17 protein-coding genes are annotated in these 18,677 nt (G+C 66.1%); 10 read left to right on the top strand and 7 right to left on the bottom strand.

The annotated features are described in order from the left end of the window. Nucleotides 1-137 precede the first annotated feature (137 nt). The 4 genes from HV823_RS01595 to hglS are packed head-to-tail and all read right to left on the bottom strand — an operon-like array spanning nt 138 to nt 5,819. Nucleotides 138-1,370 (bottom strand): pyridoxal phosphate-dependent aminotransferase, encoded by a 1,233-nt coding sequence (locus HV823_RS01595; RefSeq protein WP_176947993.1) that lies wholly within the window; start codon nt 1,368-1,370, stop codon nt 138-140. Nucleotides 1,371-1,411: 41 nt separating this feature from the next. Then, complete coding sequence (amaB, locus tag HV823_RS01590) at nt 1,412-2,950, bottom strand: L-piperidine-6-carboxylate dehydrogenase (RefSeq protein ID WP_425487620.1); 1,539 nt, start codon at nt 2,948-2,950, stop codon at nt 1,412-1,414. Nucleotides 2,951-2,992: 42 nt separating this feature from the next. Further along, nucleotides 2,993-4,411 (bottom strand): FAD-binding oxidoreductase, encoded by a 1,419-nt coding sequence (locus tag HV823_RS01585; RefSeq protein WP_176947991.1) that lies wholly within the window; start codon nt 4,409-4,411, stop codon nt 2,993-2,995. 10 nt (nt 4,412-4,421) lie between these two features. After that, on the bottom strand, nt 4,422-5,819 hold the full coding sequence (hglS, locus tag HV823_RS01580) for a 2-oxoadipate dioxygenase/decarboxylase HglS (RefSeq protein ID WP_176947990.1): 1,398 nt from the start codon (nt 5,817-5,819) through the stop codon (nt 4,422-4,424). 171 nt (nt 5,820-5,990) lie between these two features. Here hglS and HV823_RS01575 point away from each other — a divergent pair, with 171 nt between their 5' ends. Then, the gene (locus HV823_RS01575) at nt 5,991-6,884 is read left to right on the top strand and encodes a LysR family transcriptional regulator (protein WP_176947989.1); all 894 of its coding nucleotides are present in this window, start codon (nt 5,991-5,993) and stop codon (nt 6,882-6,884) included. 128 nt (nt 6,885-7,012) lie between these two features. Further along, nucleotides 7,013-8,296 carry an NAD(P)/FAD-dependent oxidoreductase gene (locus HV823_RS01570; RefSeq protein WP_176947988.1) on the top strand — a complete coding sequence of 428 codons (1,284 nt, stop codon included), beginning with the start codon at nt 7,013-7,015 and terminating at the stop codon, nt 8,294-8,296. Nucleotides 8,297-8,375: 79 nt separating this feature from the next. Here the strand turns inward: HV823_RS01570 and HV823_RS01565 are convergent, their stop codons facing one another. Continuing rightward, nucleotides 8,376-9,572: an MFS transporter gene (locus HV823_RS01565; protein ID WP_176947987.1), complete on the bottom strand. Its 1,197-nt coding sequence runs from the start codon at nt 9,570-9,572 to the stop codon at nt 8,376-8,378. Between the two features lie 117 nt (nt 9,573-9,689). On the opposite strand from HV823_RS01565, the gene HV823_RS01560 reads away from it, so the two are divergent. From HV823_RS01560 to HV823_RS01535, 6 genes are all read left to right on the top strand, one after another. After that, a complete protein-coding gene (locus HV823_RS01560) occupies nt 9,690-10,514 on the top strand; it encodes an AraC family transcriptional regulator (protein ID WP_176947986.1) in 825 nt (274 codons plus the stop codon). 133 nt (nt 10,515-10,647) lie between these two features. After that, a complete protein-coding gene (gene cobF, locus HV823_RS01555; RefSeq protein WP_343051694.1) occupies nt 10,648-11,430 on the top strand; it encodes a precorrin-6A synthase (deacetylating) in 783 nt (260 codons plus the stop codon). Next, on the top strand, nt 11,427-12,815 hold the full coding sequence (cobG, locus tag HV823_RS01550) for a precorrin-3B synthase (RefSeq protein WP_176947984.1): 1,389 nt from the start codon (nt 11,427-11,429) through the stop codon (nt 12,813-12,815). Before cobF ends, cobG begins: the two co-directional genes overlap by 4 nt. Beyond that, nucleotides 12,812-13,444, top strand: a complete 633-nt coding sequence (locus HV823_RS01545; protein WP_176947983.1) for a precorrin-8X methylmutase — start codon at nt 12,812-12,814, stop codon at nt 13,442-13,444. The genes cobG and HV823_RS01545 overlap by 4 nt, the downstream gene beginning before the upstream one ends. Next, on the top strand, nt 13,441-14,178 hold the full coding sequence (locus tag HV823_RS01540; RefSeq protein WP_176947982.1) for a precorrin-2 C(20)-methyltransferase: 738 nt from the start codon (nt 13,441-13,443) through the stop codon (nt 14,176-14,178). Before HV823_RS01545 ends, HV823_RS01540 begins: the two co-directional genes overlap by 4 nt. Further along, the gene (locus HV823_RS01535) at nt 14,175-14,939 is read left to right on the top strand and encodes a precorrin-3B C(17)-methyltransferase (RefSeq protein ID WP_176947981.1); all 765 of its coding nucleotides are present in this window, start codon (nt 14,175-14,177) and stop codon (nt 14,937-14,939) included. The genes HV823_RS01540 and HV823_RS01535 overlap by 4 nt, the downstream gene beginning before the upstream one ends. On the opposite strand, the gene HV823_RS01530 is transcribed toward HV823_RS01535, so the two are convergent. Further along, nucleotides 14,903-15,673, bottom strand: a complete 771-nt coding sequence (locus tag HV823_RS01530; RefSeq protein ID WP_176947980.1) for a cobalt-precorrin-6A reductase — start codon at nt 15,671-15,673, stop codon at nt 14,903-14,905. The genes HV823_RS01535 and HV823_RS01530 overlap by 37 nt on opposite strands. On the opposite strand from HV823_RS01530, the gene cbiE reads away from it, so the two are divergent. Then, nucleotides 15,657-16,913: a precorrin-6y C5,15-methyltransferase (decarboxylating) subunit CbiE gene (gene cbiE / locus HV823_RS01525; RefSeq protein ID WP_176947979.1), complete on the top strand. Its 1,257-nt coding sequence runs from the start codon at nt 15,657-15,659 to the stop codon at nt 16,911-16,913. The two genes, HV823_RS01530 and cbiE, sit on opposite strands and share 17 nt — an antisense overlap. 82 nt (nt 16,914-16,995) lie before the next feature. Beyond that, nucleotides 16,996-17,757 (top strand): precorrin-4 C(11)-methyltransferase, encoded by a 762-nt coding sequence (cobM, locus tag HV823_RS01520; protein WP_176947978.1) that lies wholly within the window; start codon nt 16,996-16,998, stop codon nt 17,755-17,757. Between the two features lie 15 nt (nt 17,758-17,772). Here cobM and HV823_RS01515 read toward each other — a convergent pair whose 3' ends face one another. Further along, nucleotides 17,773-18,648, bottom strand: coding sequence for a LysR substrate-binding domain-containing protein (locus HV823_RS01515; protein WP_176947977.1), 876 nt, complete (start codon nt 18,646-18,648; stop codon nt 17,773-17,775). Nucleotides 18,649-18,677: the final 29 nt, after the last annotated feature.

The raw sequence follows: 18,677 nt of genomic DNA, 5'->3' as shown, positions 1-18,677 counted from the left end.
ATTGCCGCAAGCGGCCTCTCTTCAGGCGCGGAGATCGGGATCTGGCGCGGCGCCCCGCGCCCTCTCCCAATGACGGTGAGAAAGGGGCGGTAGCCGGGTGAAGGGCATCCCCGTGTGCCTTGAGACGGCAGGAAGCGTCAAGCGAGCTTCGCGCACGCCTCCGCGATGCGCTTCAGCGCTTCCTTCAGCTCCGCTTCCGAGGTGGCATAAGAGATGCGGAAGTACGGCGACAGGCCGAAGGCCGAGCCGGGGACGACGGCGACGTGGGCGACTTCTAGAAGGTAGTCGGTGAAATCGGCGTCGGTCTCGATCGTCTTGCCCGCCGGCGTCTGCCTGCCCATCAGTCCGCCGCAACCGGCGAAGGTATAGAAGGCTCCTTCGGGTGTGCGGCATTCGATGCCGGGGATTGCGTTCAGGGCCGCGACGACGAGATCGCGGCGACGCTTGAAGCTTTCCTGCCGCTCCTTCAGGAAATCTTGCGGTCCGTTGAGTGCTTCGACGGAGGCCGCCTGGCTGACCGATGAGGGGCAGGACGTTGCCTGGCTCTGGATCACCGCCATCGCCTTGATCAGCGCCTTCGGTCCGCCGGCATAGCCGATGCGCCAGCCGGTCATGGCATAGGCCTTGGAGACGCCGTTGATGGTCAGGGCGCGGGACTTCAGCTTCGGCTCCAGCGCCACCGGGGTGACGAACCTGAAACCGTCATAGACGATGTGCTCGTACATGTCGTCGACCATCAGCCAGACATGCGGATGGCGCAGCAGCACGTCGAGCAACGGGCGATAGTCCGCCTCGCCGTAGGCGGCACCCGAAGGGTTCGACGGCGAGTTCAAAAGTACCCAGCGGGTCTTTTCGGTGATCGCCCGTTCGAGCTGTTCGGCCTTCAGGCGGAAACCGGCCGCGGCATCGCAGGGGATCAGCACCGGCATGCCGCCGCAAATCTCCACGATATCCGAATAGGAGGTCCAGTAGGGCGTCGGGATGATCACCTCGTCGCCGGGATTGATGCTGGCCATGAAGGCGTTGAACAGGATCTGCTTGGCGCCTGTCCCGACCGTGACTTCGTCCAGCGCGTAATCGACGCCGTTTTCGCGGAGGAACTTTGCCGCGATCGCCTTCTTCAGCTCCGGCGTGCCGTCGAGTGCCGTATATTTCGTCTCGCCGCGATCGATCGCAGCCTTGGCCGCATGCTTGACGTTGTCCGGCGTGTCGAAATCCGGCTCGCCCGCCCCGAGGATGATGACGGGCAGGCCGTCACGCTTCATCGCCGCGGCGCGGGCGCCGATCTGCAGGATTTTGGAAACGCCGATCGAGGCGATCCGCGAGGCGGGCTTGAAGCCCGCCTCCTCAATCTTGGTCGCAATGGTCATGAACTGCGTTTCCTCTATCCGTTGCTTGCTCGATATCGCGCTTATTCGATATCGAAGGAGACGCCCTGTGCCAGCGGCAGGGCCTTCGAGTAGTTCACGGTGTTGGTGGCCCGGCGCATGTACGCCCTCCAGGCGTCCGAACCGGATTCGCGGCCGCCGCCGGTCTCCTTTTCGCCGCCGAACGCGCCACCGATCTCGGCACCCGAGGTCCCGATGTTGACATTGGCGATACCGCAGTCGGAGCCGTCGGCAGAAAGGAAGCGCTCTGCCTCCTGCATGTTGAGGGTGAAGATCGACGACGACAGGCCGGCGGCGACCGCGTTGTGGTCTTCCAGCGCCTGGTCGAAGTCGGAATACTTCATGACATAGAGGATCGGCGCGAAGGTCTCTTCGAGAACCGGGCCGGCCTGCTTCGGCATTTCGACGATTGCCGGCTTGACGTAGTAGGCGGTATCCTTTCCGGCTTCCGCCACGCGGTTGCCGCCGACGACCTTGCCGCCCTCGGCCTTGGCCGCTTCCAGCGCCTTCTGCATGTTGTCGAATGCCTGCTTGTCGACCAGCGGGCCGACGAGGGCCGTCGTCTCGAGCGGGTTGCCGACCGAGACGCTTTCGTAGGCCTTCTTCAGGCGCGGCACGAGCTGGTCGTAGACACTGTCATGGACGAAGAGACGGCGCAGCGTGGTGCAGCGCTGGCCGGCGGTGCCCATGGCGCCGAAGGCGATGGCGCGGAGCGCCATGTCGAGATCCGCCGAAGGGCAGACGATGCCGGCATTATTGCCGCCGAGCTCGAGGATCGAGCGGGCAAAGCGCTTGGCAAGACGCGGGCCGACTTCCTTGCCCATGCGGGTGGAGCCGGTGGCCGAGACGAGCGCGACCTTCGGATTGTCGACGAGGGCCTCGCCGATGGCGCGGTCGCCGATCAGGACCTGGCTCAGGTTCTTCGGGGCGTCGCCGAAGCGGGCGATGGCGCGCTCGAGGATGGCCTGGCTGGCAAGGGCGGTCAACGGTGTCTTCTCCGATGGCTTCCAGACGACCGAGTTACCGCAGACGAGCGCAAGGGCCGTGTTCCACGACCAGACGGCCACGGGGAAGTTGAACGCGGAGATGACGCCGACGACGCCGAGCGGATGCCAGGTTTCCATCATGCGGTGGCCGGGGCGTTCGGTTGCGATCGTCAGGCCATAGAGCTGGCGGGAGAGACCGACGGCGAAATCGCAGATATCGATCATTTCCTGAACTTCGCCGAGGCCTTCGGACGGGATCTTGCCGGCCTCGATCGAGACGAGCCGGCCAAGATCGGCCTTGGCGGCGCGCAGTTCCTCGCCGAGAAGCCGGACGAGTTCGCCCCGCTTGGGAGCCGGAACGAGGCGCCAGGCCTTGAAGGCTTCGTGGGCGGCCTCGATCGCCTTGTCGGCATCGGCGGCCGAATGCGTCTTCAGCTTGGCGATCTCCTCGCCGGATACCGGGCTGAATGAGGCCATGTCGCCGCCCTGCCAGGCAGAGGCGGGTACGCCGAGCTTGTCGAGCAACTTGGCGGTTTCCTGTTTCACGTCGACCTTGGTCATCGTCCTGTTCTCCATTGTACGTGTAGTTTGCAGGCGGTCCGCAGGCCGCCCGTAGTTCTAGAAGGTGACGCAGCCGAGGGGAGCCGGCGATGTGATCGCCTTCAGGCCCCTGGCGAGCCGCCGGATCTCGTCGGGCGTGTAGCGGTCGTAAAAGACCTGGTTCTTGCGGCCGATCGCATGCTCTGCGCTATAGCTGCCGCCGAAGTCCTCCACCGCCATCTTGAAGACCCATTCCCGCAACGAGCTTTCGAAACCGGCATCGGCAAGGCGCGGATCGTCGGCCGGGACGACGAGGTTGAAGTGAACGCCGCCGTCACCGATATGGCCGAAGTCGCAGATCGTCACGTCGGCAAAATGCGCCGGCATCTCGGCCTTCATGTGGTCGAGGAAGCGCATGATGTCGCCGCGACGGAAGGAAAGATCGAAGGCGATCAATCGCCCGCTATGCTTCACGCCCTCCGACAGTGCATGACGCAGCGCCCACATCTCGTGCGCAGGACCGACGAACGCGTCGGCGAGCGGGGCGTCCTCATGCTCCCAGATCGCGGCCAGCACTTCCTCCAGCACCGCGTCGAGCGGCTGCTCCCCCTCGCGCGGCGGCGAGGTGCGGGAGATTTCCGCCAGGATGACGAAGTCCGGGACGATGCCGCCCTGGAATGGATTGCGCAGCGAGGGGACGTGGGCGAGCGCTGCAGCGACCGCATTTTTCGACATGCCCTCGAAAGCGGAGAGGTAGCTTCCGAGCGCGTCTTCCATTGCGAGCAGCAAATCGGGAACGCGATCGGTCGCAGCCGGGACGAGGAAGGCGGTGGCGGTCTGGCGCGGCAGCGGCTCTAGGTTCAACACGCATTCGGTGACGATGCCGAAGGCGCCGGAGGTGCCGATGAACACGTGTTTCCAGTCGATGCCGGTATTGTTCTTGCGCAGCCCGGAGCCGAGTTCAAGCACCGTGCCGGCCTCGTCGGCGAGCACGACTGTGAGCCCCAGCGTGTTGCGTCGCACGTCGCCATAACGCAGGAAGCGCGAGCCGCCGGTGTTGGTGGCGATCATCCCGCCAAGACGCGGGTCCGCGCCGAGGTCGATCGGAAAGAACAGGCCGGCCTGTTCCAGGCGCTGGTTGACGTCCGAAAGGCGCAAGCCCGCGCCGGCGGCTAATGTCCTGTTCACCCGGTCCAGTGCGAACGGGGCGGTCAGGCGGTCGAGGCTGAGGATGCCTTCCTGGCCCGAACTGTCGGGGGTGGAGCCGGAGACCAGGCCAGTATTGCCGGACTGCGGCACGAGCGCAATGCCGTTTTTCACGCAGTAGGATACGACGGCAGAGGTCTCCTGCGTCGAGGCGGGGCGCGCGACGAAGGCGGCGCGACCCTTGTCGTAGCGCGCGCCGGTCTCGTAGGCAGCCATGTCGGCAGGCTCGGTAAGGAGACCCTTCTCGCCGAGCAGCGCCCTTAGCGTCTCGATGTGCTTTGCGTCGATCATCGGCCGACCGTTACTCCGCAGCGTCCGCCATGCCTGCAGCGCCAAGGCACACTTCAATAGAGGCCTTTTCGATGCCGGCATAGTGGGCGAATTCGTCAAGGACGCTGGCGCCGAGGTCGCGCTCGAACATCACCTGGTTGGGGCTTGCGACAAATTCCTGCGCCGCCTCGTCGCCGAGGTTGGACTGGAAGATGCCGGCAGCGGAAACGGGCAGGAAGTCCTCGTAGACGATCGGGTCGAACTGCACGTCGCCGGCTGCGATCAGCGCTTCAATGTCGTCTCCGGTGACCTTGCCGGCGCGGCCCTTCTCGGTGAGCGAATAGGCGAAATAGCCAAGGCCGGCCTTGCGGATCTCGTTCCAATCGTCGGGGAAGGCCTCGAAGACCTTCGCCAGCGCCGCTTCGTACTCGGCGGCATTGGAGCCGTCGGCTGCGGGACGGGCGATGGCGCGCGTATCGTTCAGCAGCTTGTCGTAGAGCGCGCGGCCCTTCGGGGTGAGCGCGATGCCGCGCTGCTCGATCTCGCCGAAGCGCGCGGTGTGCGAGCCGGCTTTCCATTCGCCGCCCTCGCCGATGAACGACACGGGCTCTTCCAGCGCCTTGAACGATGTCTGGCGCAGCAGGATCGGACATTTGCGGGTCGGAGGGCCTTCGACGACCGCCTTGGGCGCAATCCCGTCGCCCGGCATCCGCGCCTGCACCTTGTCGATATCCAGGGTGCGCGGGGTCAGGTGGTTGATGTGCGGCCCCTTGAAGGAGACGACATCGGCGATCAGGCGGTGAGCGTCGTGCAGACGCTTGTACATGTCGGCGCTGACGATCGCCCGGTCATGCCAGCGGAAAGTCTCAAGCACCTCGCGGACGAAGGCCTCCGCATCAACAGTGTCCAGGCCACCGTCCTTCTCGGCTTTTTCGACCAGTTCGACGGCCCGGTCGGTAAAGATCCTGCGCCCCGCCAGGACTTCAGAGGCTTGCGCGCGCAGGGCCTCGTCCGCGATCAGGTCAAGCCGCAGCAGAGATGTGAAGACCCGGAAGGGATTGCGCTTCAGTGCCGCGTCGCCGACCGGGCGAAACGCGGTGGAGTGAACCGGAACGCCGGCGGTCGAGAGGTCGTAGTAGCCGACCGGATACATGCCCATCACGGCAAAGACGCGGCGCATCATCGAAAGCTCCGCCGGTGTGCCGAGGCGGATCGCCCCATGACGTTCCTCGGAGATGCGCTCAAGCGAATCGGTCGCGTCAAGGCGGGATTGCAGGTGCGGATCGGCTGCCAGCGTTTCCTCGTTGACGCGTGCGACCAACGCCATCAGCGTGCCGTAGGCAGGCACTTCGTCGCGGTACATGGCCGACATGGCGGCGGAGAATGCCGAGCGGATGTCGTCGGCGGAGACATGCGTTTTTTCTTTCATGGCGGCCCGTCCCGTCTCAATATTACGCAAGTCCGGATGCAAAACAGCTTCACACTTTTCCTGGAATTGCTCTACAAGGGGCGAAGGCCCCGATCATTCTGAAAATGGATCATACCGGATCGGAACGCTGATTGATCGCGCATGTTTTGACTGGGTTGATGCGAGAGCCGAATGAAGTTGAGCCGCAGGCTGATCCCCGACGTGACGACGCTGCAGGCGTTCGAGTGTGCTGCACGCCATGGCAGCTTCACGCAGGCGGCCAATGAGCTGAACCTTACCCAGAGCGCGGTCAGCCGGCAGATCAAGGACCTGGAAGAACAGCTCGGCGTGCTGCTGTTCGAGCGCGTACGCCAGCGCGTCGTGCTGTCGGAAGACGGGCGCCGGTTCCTGCCCGAAGTGCGCAAGCTGCTGCACCAGACGGAAGAGACGATGTTGCGCGCCATGTCGGCGGCGCGCTCGGACCACAGCCTCACCATCGCCACGCTCCCGACCTTCGGCAGCCGCTGGCTAACGCCGCGCATCCCGGCATTCCTCAAAAGATATCCGGGAACGGTGCTCAATGTCGCCTCGCGCTCGGCGCCGTTCGATTTCGACGAGGAAAGTTTCGATCTCGCCATCCACTATGGCCAGCCGGTCTGGGCGCGGGCCACCTGCTCCTATCTCTGCAGCGAGGTGATCCTGCCTGCGGCGAGCCCGGAGCTTCTGCGGCACTGGCGGCTGAACGAGCCGAAGGATCTGGAGACTGCGCCGCTGATGCATCTGGCCACGCGGCCGAAGCTGTGGGCGCAGTGGTTCGAGATCAACGGCGGGGCGACCGAGACGGCCTACCGGGGCCACCGCTTCGACCAGTTCTCCATGGTGATCGAGGCGGCGGTGGCAGGCCTGGGCTTTGCGCTCCTGCCGCGCTACCTGATCGAGCAGGAACTGGCGAACGGCCGGCTCGCCGTCGTCTTCGACCGGCCGATGCAGACGGACAACAGCTATTATCTCGTCGTGCCGGAAGGCAAGCTCGAGAACTCGCTGAGCCAGGCCTTCCGCGCCTGGATCGCGTCCGAGGTCAATTGAGCGGTGCCGACAGCGCTCGGGCTCATTCGCAGGCTGAATGACCCGGTGCCGAAACAGCACTTTCCACCTTGCCGGCAATGGGGGAATGTGGCGTTCATCCAGAACTCGTCCATTGAAGAAGACAACCCATGCAGAACGATCCCCGCTCCCACGGCCTTTGGGAACTGACCGCACCGCCTGCGCCGCCAACGCAGGCCCTCTCCGGTCCGGCGGAGGCGGATGTCGTGATCGTCGGGGGCGGGTTCACCGGCTTTTCCGCGGCGCTCCATCTGGCCGAGCGTGGGACGAAGGTGGTTCTGCTGGAGGGCAAGGAAATCGGCTTCGGCGGCTCGGGCCGCAATGTGGGGCTCGTCAATGCCGGCATGTGGACGATGCCCGACGATCTTCCCGGCGTCCTCGGGCAGCTCTACGGCGATCGCCTGCTCGATGTCCTCGGCAATGCGCCGAAGCTCGTGTTCGAGCTGGTGCAGAAGCATGCGATCGAATGCGAGATCAATCCCGTCGGAACGCTGCATTGTGCGATCGGCAAATCCGGCCTGGAGGAGTTGCAGGCGCGGGCGGAGCAGTGGTCGCGCCGCGGCGCGCCGGTGACGCTGCTGGACGCGGCGGAGACGGCCAGGCGCGTCGGGACCGAGGCCTATGCCGGAGCCTTGCTGGACATGCGCGCCGGTACGATCCAACCGCTCGCCTATGTCCGCGGGCTGGCGAAGGCTGCGATCGCGGCCGGTGCCCGCGTGCATACATCAAGCCCGGTGACGGGAGCCGAGCGTTCCGGCAGGCGCTGGACGGTCAAGACCGACAGGGGTTCGGTCAACGCGGACTGGGTGATTGTCGCGACCAACGCCTATACGGTCGCGCCCTGGGCCGAGGTGCGTGCCGAGCTCGTCCATCTGCCTTACTTCAATTTCGCCACGAAGCCGCTGACGCCGGAGCTGCAGACGAAGATCCTGCCGGGGCGGGAGGGTGCCTGGGATACGGCGGAAATCCTCTCCTCCTATCGCTATGACAAGCTCGGCCGGCTCGTTTTCGGCAGCGTCGGCGCGCTGCGCGGCACCGGCATCGCGATCCACCAGGCCTGGGCGCGCCGCTCGCTGAAGAAGCTGTTTCCCGAGATCGGCGAGGTCGAGTTCGAGGCCGAATGGTACGGCAAGATCGGCATGACCGTCGACAACCTGCCGCGCTTCCATCGCCTTGCCGAGAATGTGATCGGGTTTTCCGGCTATAACGGCCGCGGCATCGCGCCGGGGACGGTGTTCGGCAAGGTGCTGGCCCGCCACATTGCCGGCGAGATCGTGGAGGGCGACCTGCCATTGCCGGTCACCGAGCCGATTGCGCAATCCTTCCGCCCGATCCGTGAAGGTTACTACGAGGTCGGCGCGCAACTGGCGCATCTGGTTCAGGCGCGCGTCTGAGCGGGCGCTAGGAACGTCCGAAATGACAGGCCCGCGCTTCCGGGGAAGCGCGGGCCTTTTTGCTGTACGGTGCGCTTGCTCAGCGCACCGGCAGGCGCGGCAGGAAGATTGTCAGGATGCCGAGCAGCGGCATGTAGGAGCAGACGCGGTAGACGAAGTCGATGCCATGGGTGTCGGCGAAGACGCCAAGCGCTGCCGCGCCAAGGCCGCCCGCGCCGAAGGCGAAGCCGAAGAAGACGCCGGCGATCAGCCCGACCCGGCCCGGCACCAGTTCCTGCGCGAAGACGACGATAGCCGAAAAGGCGGAGGAGAAGATCAGGCCGATCAACACCGTCAGCACGCCCGTCCAGAAGAGGTTGGCATAGGGCATGATGAGCGCGAAGGGAATGACGCCGAGAATGGAGAACCAGATGACGAAGCGCGCGCCGAAGCGGTCACCGATCGGTCCGCCGAGGAAGACGCCGGCTGCGGATGCGCCGAGGAAGAGGAAGAGCATCAGCTGGGCTTCCTGCACCGTCAGGCCGAATCGCCCGATCGTGTAGAAGGTGAAATAGCTTCCGATCGAGGACAGGTAGACGTTCTTCGTCGTCGTCAGCAGGACCAGCACGGCAAGCGCCCAGGCGACGCGGCCCCTTGGCAGCGGCAGTTCACGGCTGACGGGGGGACGGCTTGCCATGCGCAGGCGCTCCTCGGCGTACCAGCGGCCGACCCAGGTCAGGATGACCATGCCGAGCATGGCTGCGACGGAGAACCAGGCAACGCTCGTCTGGCCGAAGGGCAGCACGATGAAGGCCGCAAGCAGCGGGCCGAGCGCCGTTCCGGCGTTGCCGCCCACCTGGAACATGGATTGCGCCAGCCCGTGGCGGCCGCCGGAGGCGGCGCGGGCGATGCGCGAGGATTCCGGGTGGAACACCGCCGAGCCGAAGCCGATCAGGCAGGCGCCGAGCACGAGCACGGGGAAGGAATGCGCATAGGCGAGGAAGAACAGCCCGAAGAAGGTGCTGCCCATGCCGAGCGGAAGCGAGAAGGGTATCGGCCAGCGATCCGTCACCATGCCCACAACCGGCTGCAGCAGCGAGGCCGTCACCTGGAACGCCATGGTGAGCAAGCCGATCTGGACGAAGTCGAGCGAATAGTTGTCCTTCAGAAGCGGGTAGAGCGACGTCAGCAGGGACTGCATGATGTCGTTCAGCATGTGGCAGATGCTGACGGCGACGATGATGGAGAAACTGGTTCGCGCGACATGAGCGTGCGCGACGGGAACGGCCGTCGACATGGAATCCTCGGTCCTTATTCAGAATTGGTTCTTGTGTTTCCTCATGCCTCCCATAGCGCGATTGCGCACGGCCTGCTTTTGTGCTCTGGTCCAATTCCTTCGAGAGTGGGCCAAAAGATGCAGAAGCTCAACCCGAAATTGCTGTCGACCCTGAATGACGACCATTTGCGCAATCTGTCGTGGATGGAGCAGTCCAATGCCGACGTGCTGGTTCACAGCAACGAGATTCCGCACGGCTACGTGGTGCCGGTGCACAGCCACCGGCGCACGCAGCTGCTGTGCGTCTTTGCCGGCGTCGTGCTCGTCGCCACTGCACGTGGCCGCTGGATGATCCCGCCCGGACACGCGCTGCTCATCCCGCGCGGTCTGGAGCATTCGGTGGAAATGTACAGCGACGTCAGCATGCGCTCGGTCTACATCCTCTCGCCGCACGGCCGGGCCGAGGCGTCGGCTCCCGTCGTGCTGGAGGTCAGTGCGCTTGCGCATCATCTTCTGGCCGATGCCATCAGGCTGAAGGACGAGGAGGGGGATGGCCGCCGCGAGGATCTGGTGATGGCGCTGCTTCTCGACGAGATCGAAAGGCTCACCGAGCAGCCGCTGGGCCTGCCCTTTCCCGCCAGCGGGCGGCTCGCGGCGCTTTGCCGGGATTTCATCGAGCGCCCGGTGCCGGGGGCGAAGATCGATGACTGGGCCAGACGGCTCAACATGAGCCGGCGCTCGTTTACCCGGTTCTTCCGGGAGGAGACCGGCGTCAGCTTCGCCACCTGGCGACAGCAGGCCTGCATCTTCGCCTGCATGCCGCGCCTGGCGAACGGCGAAGCGGTGACGACGGTGGCGATCGACGCCGGCTATGAGAGCGTTCCAGCCTTCATCACCATGTTCAAGCGGATGCTCGGCGCATCCCCGCGAACCTATTTTACCGCCCGCCAGGCAACGGTCTGAGACCCTTCGTCTCAAAAAGACAGGCCGACGACGCCCACAGGGCACTGTTCTTGGCCGACCTTTGAGATTAGGAAGAAGCTGCGGGACCCAAGCCGGGCCGCAACCGGGAGCGCTGGCCGCACGGGGAGTGAGCGTGTCGAGAACAATTCTGATCATCGGGATAGGCGCAGGCAATCCCGAACACATGACCGTTCAGGCGATCAATGCGCTGAACCGCGCCGACGTGCTGCTCATTCCGACCAAGGGAGAGGAGAAGGCCTTCCTTGCCGACATGCGCCGCGATATCTGCGAACGCTACCTGACGAACGAAGCCACCCGCATCCACGAATACGCGGTACCGAAGCGCCGGACCGACGGCAGCTACGATGGCGGCGTCAACGACTGGCATCATGCAATCGCTTCGATTTACGAGGAAACGCTCCTTGAGCGATCCGGGCCGGACGATACAATCGGACTGCTCGTCTGGGGTGATCCGATGCTCTACGACAGCACGATCCGCATCGTCGAGCACGTCCGCGCCGCCGGGCGCGTCGCTTTCGAGCTGGAGGTCATTCCGGGCATCACCAGCATCCAGGCACTCTGCGCCAGCCGCAAGATCGCGCTCAACCGCATCGGCCTGCCGGTGCAGGTCACGACGGGGCGGCGGCTGTCCGAAGGCTGGCCGGAGGGGACGGGTGATGTCGTCGTCATGCTCGACGGTGTCGAGGCATTCCGTACGGTGCAGGATCGCGATGCGGAAATCCATTGGGGTGCCTATCTCGGCACGCCGCTGGAGATAACGATTGCCGGCCGGCTCGGCGATGTTGCCGAGACGATTTCTGAAACCCGCAGTCGTGCACGCCAGGAAAACGGCTGGATCATGGACACCTACCTGATCCGCCAGCGCAACGGGCAAGAGGCGGAGGGCGAGACGTGAGCCCCGGCCTGCAACGGACCGGCAATGCGCCGGCGGTACCTCAGGTCGCTGCGGCGTCCCTGCGGCGCGGCGCCTGCCCCTCACTCGCAGCCCCCATGCAGACGGGCGACGGACTGCTGGTGCGGCTGCGGCCCACGCGCCCCGGCCTGCCGCCGTCGGACTACGTCCTGCTCGCACAACTTGCCGCAGAGCATGGAAACGGCCTTTTGGAAGTTACCGCGCGCGGCAACCTTCAGATCCGCGGACTGCGAGGCGAGACTGTGCCGCGCCTTGCCGCAGCACTTGCCGAAGCGGGGATCGATTTCCATCGCGGCGTCGCGGTCGAGACCCCGGCGCTATCCGGCCTCGACCCGCAAGAGATCGCGGATGCGACGCCGCTCGCAGCTAGTATACGCGATGCGCTCGGCGGGCCGCTCTCCATGCTTCGGCTGGCGCCGAAGCTCTCGATCGTCGTCGACGGCGGCGGGCGGTTGAACCTTGCCGACATGGTGGCGGATATCCGGCTGGATGCGCTGCGTGGCGGAGAGAGCCTGTTCTGGCGGATTTCCGTCGGCGGTGATGCCAAAGCCGCGCGCGCCGTTGCGACCGTCGCGGATGCAGATGCGCTTGCTGCACTCACGATCGTTCTAAAGGCACTTGATGGAGCCGGTCCTGCTGCACGCGGGCGCAGTATTCACGTCGACGGGTTGAAGGACGCGCTTGCCTCGATGGCAACCGAGGGGAGTCCGGGAACGCCGCCTGCACCTTCTCCGTCGCCGATCGGCCGACATGAAGTCGGCATGCGCGGCGTGCTTGGCATCGGCCTTCCCTATGGCGCAGCCGACACCGCCTCGCTTCAAGCCCTCATGCGCGGGCTTTCCGGCCTCGGGGCGACGGAGATCCGGCTGTCGCCGCATCGGGCGCTGCTGGCGCTCGGCCTTTCCGCAGACAACGTGGAGGCAGCGGCCGTACTGGCAGAGGAATTGGGGTTCTGGACACGGGCCGATACGCCCGGCAATGCGATCGCCGTCTGTGCCGGTTCTGCCGGCTGCGCGTCGGGAAGCTTCGACACCAGGGCCGTCGCAGACCTGCTGACCGCGTCCGCGACAGACCTGCTGGACGGGTCGATGACCATCCACATTTCCGGTTGTCCAAAGGGTTGCGCGCATCCTCGTGCTGCCGGCCTGGCGCTCTGCGGCCGGTCGGAGGGCATCGGTCTCGTTCTCGGCGGGCTTGCCGGGGACGCGGCGCTGGCGACGCTTTCGCAACAGGCCGTTGGCAAGGTCATCGAAAATCTCGCGGCAAAGATCCGCGAACGGAGTTTGAAGGGGGAGACGGCGCATCGAACGATCGAGCGGCTGGGAGCCGGAACGATTCTCGAAGCCGTCCAGCAAGGCAGGCAATGACAGGTTACGACTACATCAAGGATGGCAACGCCATCTATGAAAGATCCTTCGCGATCATTCGCGCCGAGGCGGATCTGGCCCGCTTCTCGGACGACGAGGCGGATGTCGCCGTGCGCATGATCCATGCCTGCGGGCTGGTGGAGGCGGCGGCGCATATCGAGTTTTCGCCCGGTTTCGTATCGGCGGGGCGGGCGGCGCTACGGTCGGGCGCGCCGATCTTCTGCGACGCCGAGATGGTGGCGCGCGGGGTGACGGCCGCACGGCTGCCGGCGGAAAACGAGGTGATCTGCACGCTGCGCGATCCGCGCACGCCGCAGCTTGCAAGCGAGATCGGCAATTCGCGCTCGGCGGCGGCCATCCGGCTCTGGCTCGAGCGCATGGCCGGTTCGGTCGTGGCCATCGGCAACGCGCCAACCGCCCTGTTCTACCTGCTGGAGCTTCTGCGCGACGGCGCGCCGAAACCGGCTGTCATCCTCGGCATGCCGGTCGGCTTCGTCGGTGCGGCAGAATCCAAGGACGCGCTGGCGGAAAACGCCTACGGCGTCCCGTTTGCGATCGTTCGCGGCCGCATGGGCGGCAGCGCCATGACGGCCGCCGCACTCAATTCTCTGGCGAGGGCGGGCCTATGAGCACGGTTCGTGAGGGGCGGCTATTCGGCGTCGGGACGGGACCTGGCGATCCGGAGCTTTTGACGCTGAAGGCGGTGCGCGCGATCGGCGAGGCCGACGTGCTCGCCTTCTTCGCCAAGGCGGGCCGCACGGGTAATGGCCGGGCGATCGTGGAAGGCCTTTTGAAGCCGAGCATGGTCGAGCTGCCGCTGTACTATCCGGTGACGACAGAGATCGACAAGGATCACGACGACTACAAGAGCCAGATCACGTCCTTCTACGACGCCTCGGCGGCCGCCGTCGCGGAACATCTGCAAGCAGGCCGCACCGTTGCCGTCCTCTCCGAGGGCGACCCGATGTTCTACGGCTCCTACATGCACCTTCATGTCCGGCTTGCGGACCGCTTCCCGACGGAGGTGATCCCCGGCATCACGGCGATGTCCGGTTGCTGGTCACTCTCCGGGCTGCCGATCGTGCAGGGAGACGACGTGCTGTCGGTGCTTCCCGGAACGATGGTCGAGGAGGAGATGTCGCGCCGGCTGGCCGACACGCAGGCCGCAGTCATCATGAAAGTCGGGCGCAACCTGCCAAAGATCCGCCGGGCGCTGTCGGCCGCGGGCCGGCTCGTCGAGGCCATATATGTCGAGCGCGGCACCATGCCGGAAAGCCGGGCCGTCCGTCTCTCCGAAAAGCTCGACGACACGGCGCCCTATTTCTCGCTGGTGCTCGTTCCCGGCTGGAGTGGCAGGCAATGACCGGCAGGCTTTATGTGGTCGGCACCGGCCCCGGCAATCCGGATCAGATGACACCGGAGGCGGCGCGCGCTGTTGCGGATTCGGCCGAGTTTTTCGGCTACTTTCCCTATATCGACCGCCTGTCGCTGCGGCCGGACCAGAAGAAGGTCGCCTCCGACAATCGCGAGGAGCTCGATCGGGCGCAGGCGGCGCTGAAGCGCGCGGCCGAGGGCGTGAACGTGTGCGTGGTTTCCGGTGGCGATCCGGGCGTCTTTGCCATGGCGGCCGCGGTCTGCGAGGCGATCGATGCAGGCCCGGCCGAATGGCGCGGGATCGACCTCGTGGTCGTGCCTGGCGTGACTGCGATGCTGGCCGTCGCCGCCCGGATCGGCGCGCCGCTCGGCCATGACTTCTGCGCGATCTCGCTGTCCGACAACCTCAAGCCCTGGGCGGTCATCGAGAAGCGGCTGCGGCTGGTGGCCGAAGCCGGGCTGGTCATGGCGTTCTACAACCCGATCAGCAAGGCTAGGCCCTGGCAGCTCGGCAAGGCGTTCGAGATCCTGCGCGAGGTCCTGCCGGCGCACACCCCGGTCGTCTTCGGTCGCGCCGCCGGCCGGCCGGACGAGCGCATGCTGGTCATGCCGCTTGGCGAGGCGGACGCAGAAAGGGCCGACATGGCGACATGCGTCATCATCGGCTCGCCGCAGACGCGGGTAATCGCCCGCGAGGGGCGGCAGGACCTCGTCTATACGCCGCGCTTCCTGCAGGCGGAGGCGACATGATCGATCAGCGCCAACGCCGCATCCACCGTTTCCGCCGTCGGGACATTATCGCTTCCGGTGCGTTCGACCATGATCACCGGCAGGCCGAGCGTGCGGGCTGCGGCGATCTTGGCGTAGGTGGCCTCGCCGCCGCTGTTCTTGGAGACGATCACGTCGATGCGGTGATGGCGCAGGAGGTCGATTTCCTCCTCGACGGCAAAGGGGCCTCGGGCGAGGATGTAGGTCGCGTCCGGCACCGTCAGCGGCGGGTCGACGGGATCGACGCTGCGAACGAGGTAGCTGTGATGGGCGGCTGCGTTGAAATGATGGGCCTCCTGACGGCCGATCGCCAGAAACACGCGGCGCGGTTCGGTGCCGAGTGCTGTGACGGCTTCGGTGAGCTTGCGTACGCCCATCCAGCGGTCGCCCTCGACCTGTTGCCAGCCGGCACGCTGCAGGCGGATGACGGGCGTGTCCGACATCACTGCCGCGCGCTCGGCATTGGCGGAAATCTGGCGGGCGAAGGGGTGGGTCGCGTCGACCAGGAGATCGATGCGGTTGAGGCGGAGATAATCGTGAAGGCCCTGAACACCGCCGAATCCGCCGGTGCGGGTCGGAACCGGCTGCGGCGCGGGATCGAGCGTGCGGCCGGCGAGCGACAGCGTCACTTGGAGGGTGTCGCGCCGCGCCAGTCGCTCCGCCAGCTCGCGGGCTTCCGCCGTGCCGCCCAGAATGAGGATGCGCATCTTGTCCACGCCTGATTCGTCCGTCTCGTTCGCCGTCTCCGCGCCCTGGCTCACCATCGTCGGGATCGGCGAGGATGGTCTAGCCGGTCTTTCCGACGCGGCCAAGGCGGCAATTACGCGGGCCGAGATCGTCTTCGGCGGGGCACGGCATCTGGAGCTTGCGGCGGATGCGATTGCTGGCGAAGGCAGGGCGTGGCTCAGTCCGTTCGAGCGCTCCGTCGAGGCGGTCCTTGCCGCCCGAGGGCGGCCGGTCGCGGTGCTCGCCTCGGGCGATCCGTTCTTCTTCGGTGTCGGCGTGACGCTTTCACGGAAAATCGCGCGTGCCGAAATGACTGTGCTGCCTGCTCCCTCGGCCTTCAGCCTTGCGGCGTCCCGCATGGGCTGGGCGCTGCAGGATACCGCCTGCATATCGCTGCATGGCCGGCCGGTCGACCTTGTCCGTCCACACCTGCATCCGGGCATGCGGATCCTGGCGCTGACGTCCGACGGCGACGGCCCGCGCGCGCTGGCTGCGCTGCTTTCCGAAGGCGGCTTCGGCGGATCGCGGCTGACGGTTCTGGAAGCGATCGGCGGCCCGCGCGAGCGGGTCAGTTCGCACCTCGCGGAACGTCCCGAGTTCGGCGAAATCGACATGCTGAACGTCTGCGCCGTCGAGGTGGAAGCCGAGGCGGGCGCGCGCGTCCTGCCTTACGCGGCCGGCCTCGATGACGCGCTTTTCGAGCACGACGGGCAGATCACCAAGCGCGAGGTGCGTGCGCTGACGCTGTCGGCGCTGGCGCCGCGGCACGGCGAGCTTTTGTGGGATATCGGTGCGGGTTCCGGGTCGATCGGCATCGAATGGATGCTCGCCGATCCCTCGTTGCGCGCGATCGCGATCGAGGCTGTGCCGGCACGGGCGGCGCGCATCCGCAGCAATGCTGCCCGTTTCGGCGTCCCGGGCCTGTCGGTTACAGAGGGCACGGCACCGGCGGCGATGACTGGTTCTCCGGCTCCCGACGCGATCTTTATCGGCGGTGGCGGCAGCGAGGACGGGGTGTTCGACGCTGCGGCCACGGCGTTGAAGCCGGGCGGGCGGCTTGTCGCAAATGCCGTGACGACGGAGATGGAAGCGGTGCTGCTGGCCGCCCATGCGCGACGCGGCGGTTCGCTGATCCGGATCGACATCGCGCGGGCAGCTCCGGTGGGGCAGATGACAGGCTGGCGACCGGCCATGCCGGTGACCCAGTGGAGCTGGGTGAAGCCGAAATGACAGGGCCTGAAAGCGATACGGCGAAATCGCCGATGCGTTTCGGTTCGGCCCGCGATGCGGGAATGTTGAGGAAAGAGACAGAATGACCGTACACTTCATTGGCGCCGGCCCTGGGGCTGCCGACCTGATCACCGTCCGCGGGCGCGACCTGATCGGCCGCTGCGCGGTCTGCCTGTATGCGGGGTCGATCGTCTCGCCGGAGCTTCTGCAATATTGCCCGCCGGGCGCGCGCATCATCGATACGGCGCCTATGTCGCTGGACGAGATCGAGGCGGAATATGTCCGCGCCACGGAGGCGGGCGAGGACGTGGCGCGTCTGCATTCCGGCGATCTTTCGGTCTGGAGTGCGGTTGCCGAACAGATCCGCCGGCTGGAAAAGCACGGCATCGCCTACACGCTGACGCCGGGGGTGCCGTCTTTCGCGGCGGCCGCGGCGGCGCTGAAGCGCGAGCTGACGATCCCGGCCGTGGCGCAGAGCCTCGTGCTTACCCGCGTCTCGGGCCGGGCCTCGCCGATGCCGAACCGCGAGACGCTGCAGGGCTTCGGCGCAACGGGCGCGACGCTTGCGATCCATCTTGCGATCCATGCGCTGGAGCAGGTCGTTGCCGAGCTCGTGCCGCTCTATGGTGCAGAGTGCCCCGTCGCGATCGTCGTCAAGGCATCCTGGCCGGACGAGCGCGTCGTGCGCGGCACGCTTGCAGACATCGCCGCGAAGGTTGCCGAGGAGCCGATCGAACGGACGGCGCTGATCTTCGTCGGGCCTACGCTTGCGGCAGAGGATTTCCGCGAGAGCTCGCTCTACGACCCGGCCTACCAGCGGCGGTTCCGCGGCCGCGGAGAATAGGCACAATCGCGGTCGTCACATCTGGCCCTTTGCAAGGGCCTCGAAAGCGAGCGATGCCTTCGAGCGATGGCGCTCGCGATGCCGCAGCATGACGAAGTTCCGTTCCGGCAGCTCGAAGGCCAGCGGTACGAGCCGGCCGGACTCGATATCGGGTTGCACGATCAGTTCCGACAGCGCCCCTAGGAATGGTCCCGCCCGAACCGCAGCCCGTACGGCCTCGTTGGAGGGCAGCGTGAGCTCCAGCGCGAACTCCCCCGGCGCGGCATTCAACGCCGAAGTCAGGACCGACCGCGTGCCGGACCCGGGCTCGCGCAGCACCCATCGGGCGGCCAGCAGCTCGTCGCGCGCGACGTTTGGGCGGCCGGCGAGTGGATGGTCCGGGCGGGCGACGATCACGAGCCGGTCGCGGGCGACCACCTGCTGTGACAGCAGTACGCTTTCGACCTCGCCCTCGACCAGTCCGATCTCCGCGGCTCCCTCAATGACGGCTCCGGCCACCCGCTCGGTATTTGCCGCGGCCACGCGCAGGTCGAGGCCGGGGTGCTGGGCATGGAGCTGCATGAGCACAGGCGGCAGCCAGTAGCTGGCTATCGTTTGACTGGCCTGGATCGTCAGGGATCCGCGTACGAGGCTGCCGATTTCGGCAAGGAAGAGTTCCGCCTGCTGCGAACGCGCCACCGTGGCCTTCGCCTCAACGAGGAAGGCGCGACCGGCGTCCGTCAACTCGATCCTGCGCCCGGTGCGATCGAAGAGCGCAACCATGTAGCGTTCCTCGAGCACGCGGATGGCGGAGCTGACGGCTGAGGGCGTCAGGTGCAGCGCGTGCGCCGCCTGCGTCAGGTGCTCCCGTTCCGCGACCGCGATGAAGATGCGAAGCTGTTCGAGCGTCATTCTCAATCGTTCGATGAATTCGAACGAAA

This window comes from Mycoplana rhizolycopersici, assembly GCF_013378445.1.
Classification (GTDB): domain Bacteria; phylum Pseudomonadota; class Alphaproteobacteria; order Rhizobiales; family Rhizobiaceae; genus Mycoplana; species Mycoplana rhizolycopersici.
Note: the sequence above shows the minus strand (reverse complement) of the source record. Positions and strands in the feature narration are given on the sequence as shown.

Coding starts and splice junctions, on each gene's coding strand:
- HV823_RS01595 (WP_176947993.1), bottom strand. CDS start 1,370: ATGACCATTGCGACCAAGATTGAGGAGGCGGGCTTCAAGCCCGCCTCG.
- cobM (WP_176947978.1), top strand. CDS start 16,996: ATGACCGTACACTTCATTGGCGCCGGCCCTGGGGCTGCCGACCTGATC.
- HV823_RS01565 (WP_176947987.1), bottom strand. CDS start 9,572: ATGTCGACGGCCGTTCCCGTCGCGCACGCTCATGTCGCGCGAACCAGT.
- HV823_RS01585 (WP_176947991.1), bottom strand. CDS start 4,411: ATGATCGACGCAAAGCACATCGAGACGCTAAGGGCGCTGCTCGGCGAG.
- HV823_RS01545 (WP_176947983.1), top strand. CDS start 12,812: ATGACAGGTTACGACTACATCAAGGATGGCAACGCCATCTATGAAAGA.
- cbiE (WP_176947979.1), top strand. CDS start 15,657: ATGCGCATCTTGTCCACGCCTGATTCGTCCGTCTCGTTCGCCGTCTCC.
- HV823_RS01560 (WP_176947986.1), top strand. CDS start 9,690: ATGCAGAAGCTCAACCCGAAATTGCTGTCGACCCTGAATGACGACCAT.
- HV823_RS01535 (WP_176947981.1), top strand. CDS start 14,175: ATGACCGGCAGGCTTTATGTGGTCGGCACCGGCCCCGGCAATCCGGAT.
- amaB (WP_425487620.1), bottom strand. CDS start 2,950: ATGGAGAACAGGACGATGACCAAGGTCGACGTGAAACAGGAAACCGCC.
- HV823_RS01540 (WP_176947982.1), top strand. CDS start 13,441: ATGAGCACGGTTCGTGAGGGGCGGCTATTCGGCGTCGGGACGGGACCT.
- HV823_RS01515 (WP_176947977.1), bottom strand. CDS start 18,648: ATGACGCTCGAACAGCTTCGCATCTTCATCGCGGTCGCGGAACGGGAG.
- hglS (WP_176947990.1), bottom strand. CDS start 5,819: ATGAAAGAAAAAACGCATGTCTCCGCCGACGACATCCGCTCGGCATTC.
- HV823_RS01570 (WP_176947988.1), top strand. CDS start 7,013: ATGCAGAACGATCCCCGCTCCCACGGCCTTTGGGAACTGACCGCACCG.
- HV823_RS01575 (WP_176947989.1), top strand. CDS start 5,991: ATGAAGTTGAGCCGCAGGCTGATCCCCGACGTGACGACGCTGCAGGCG.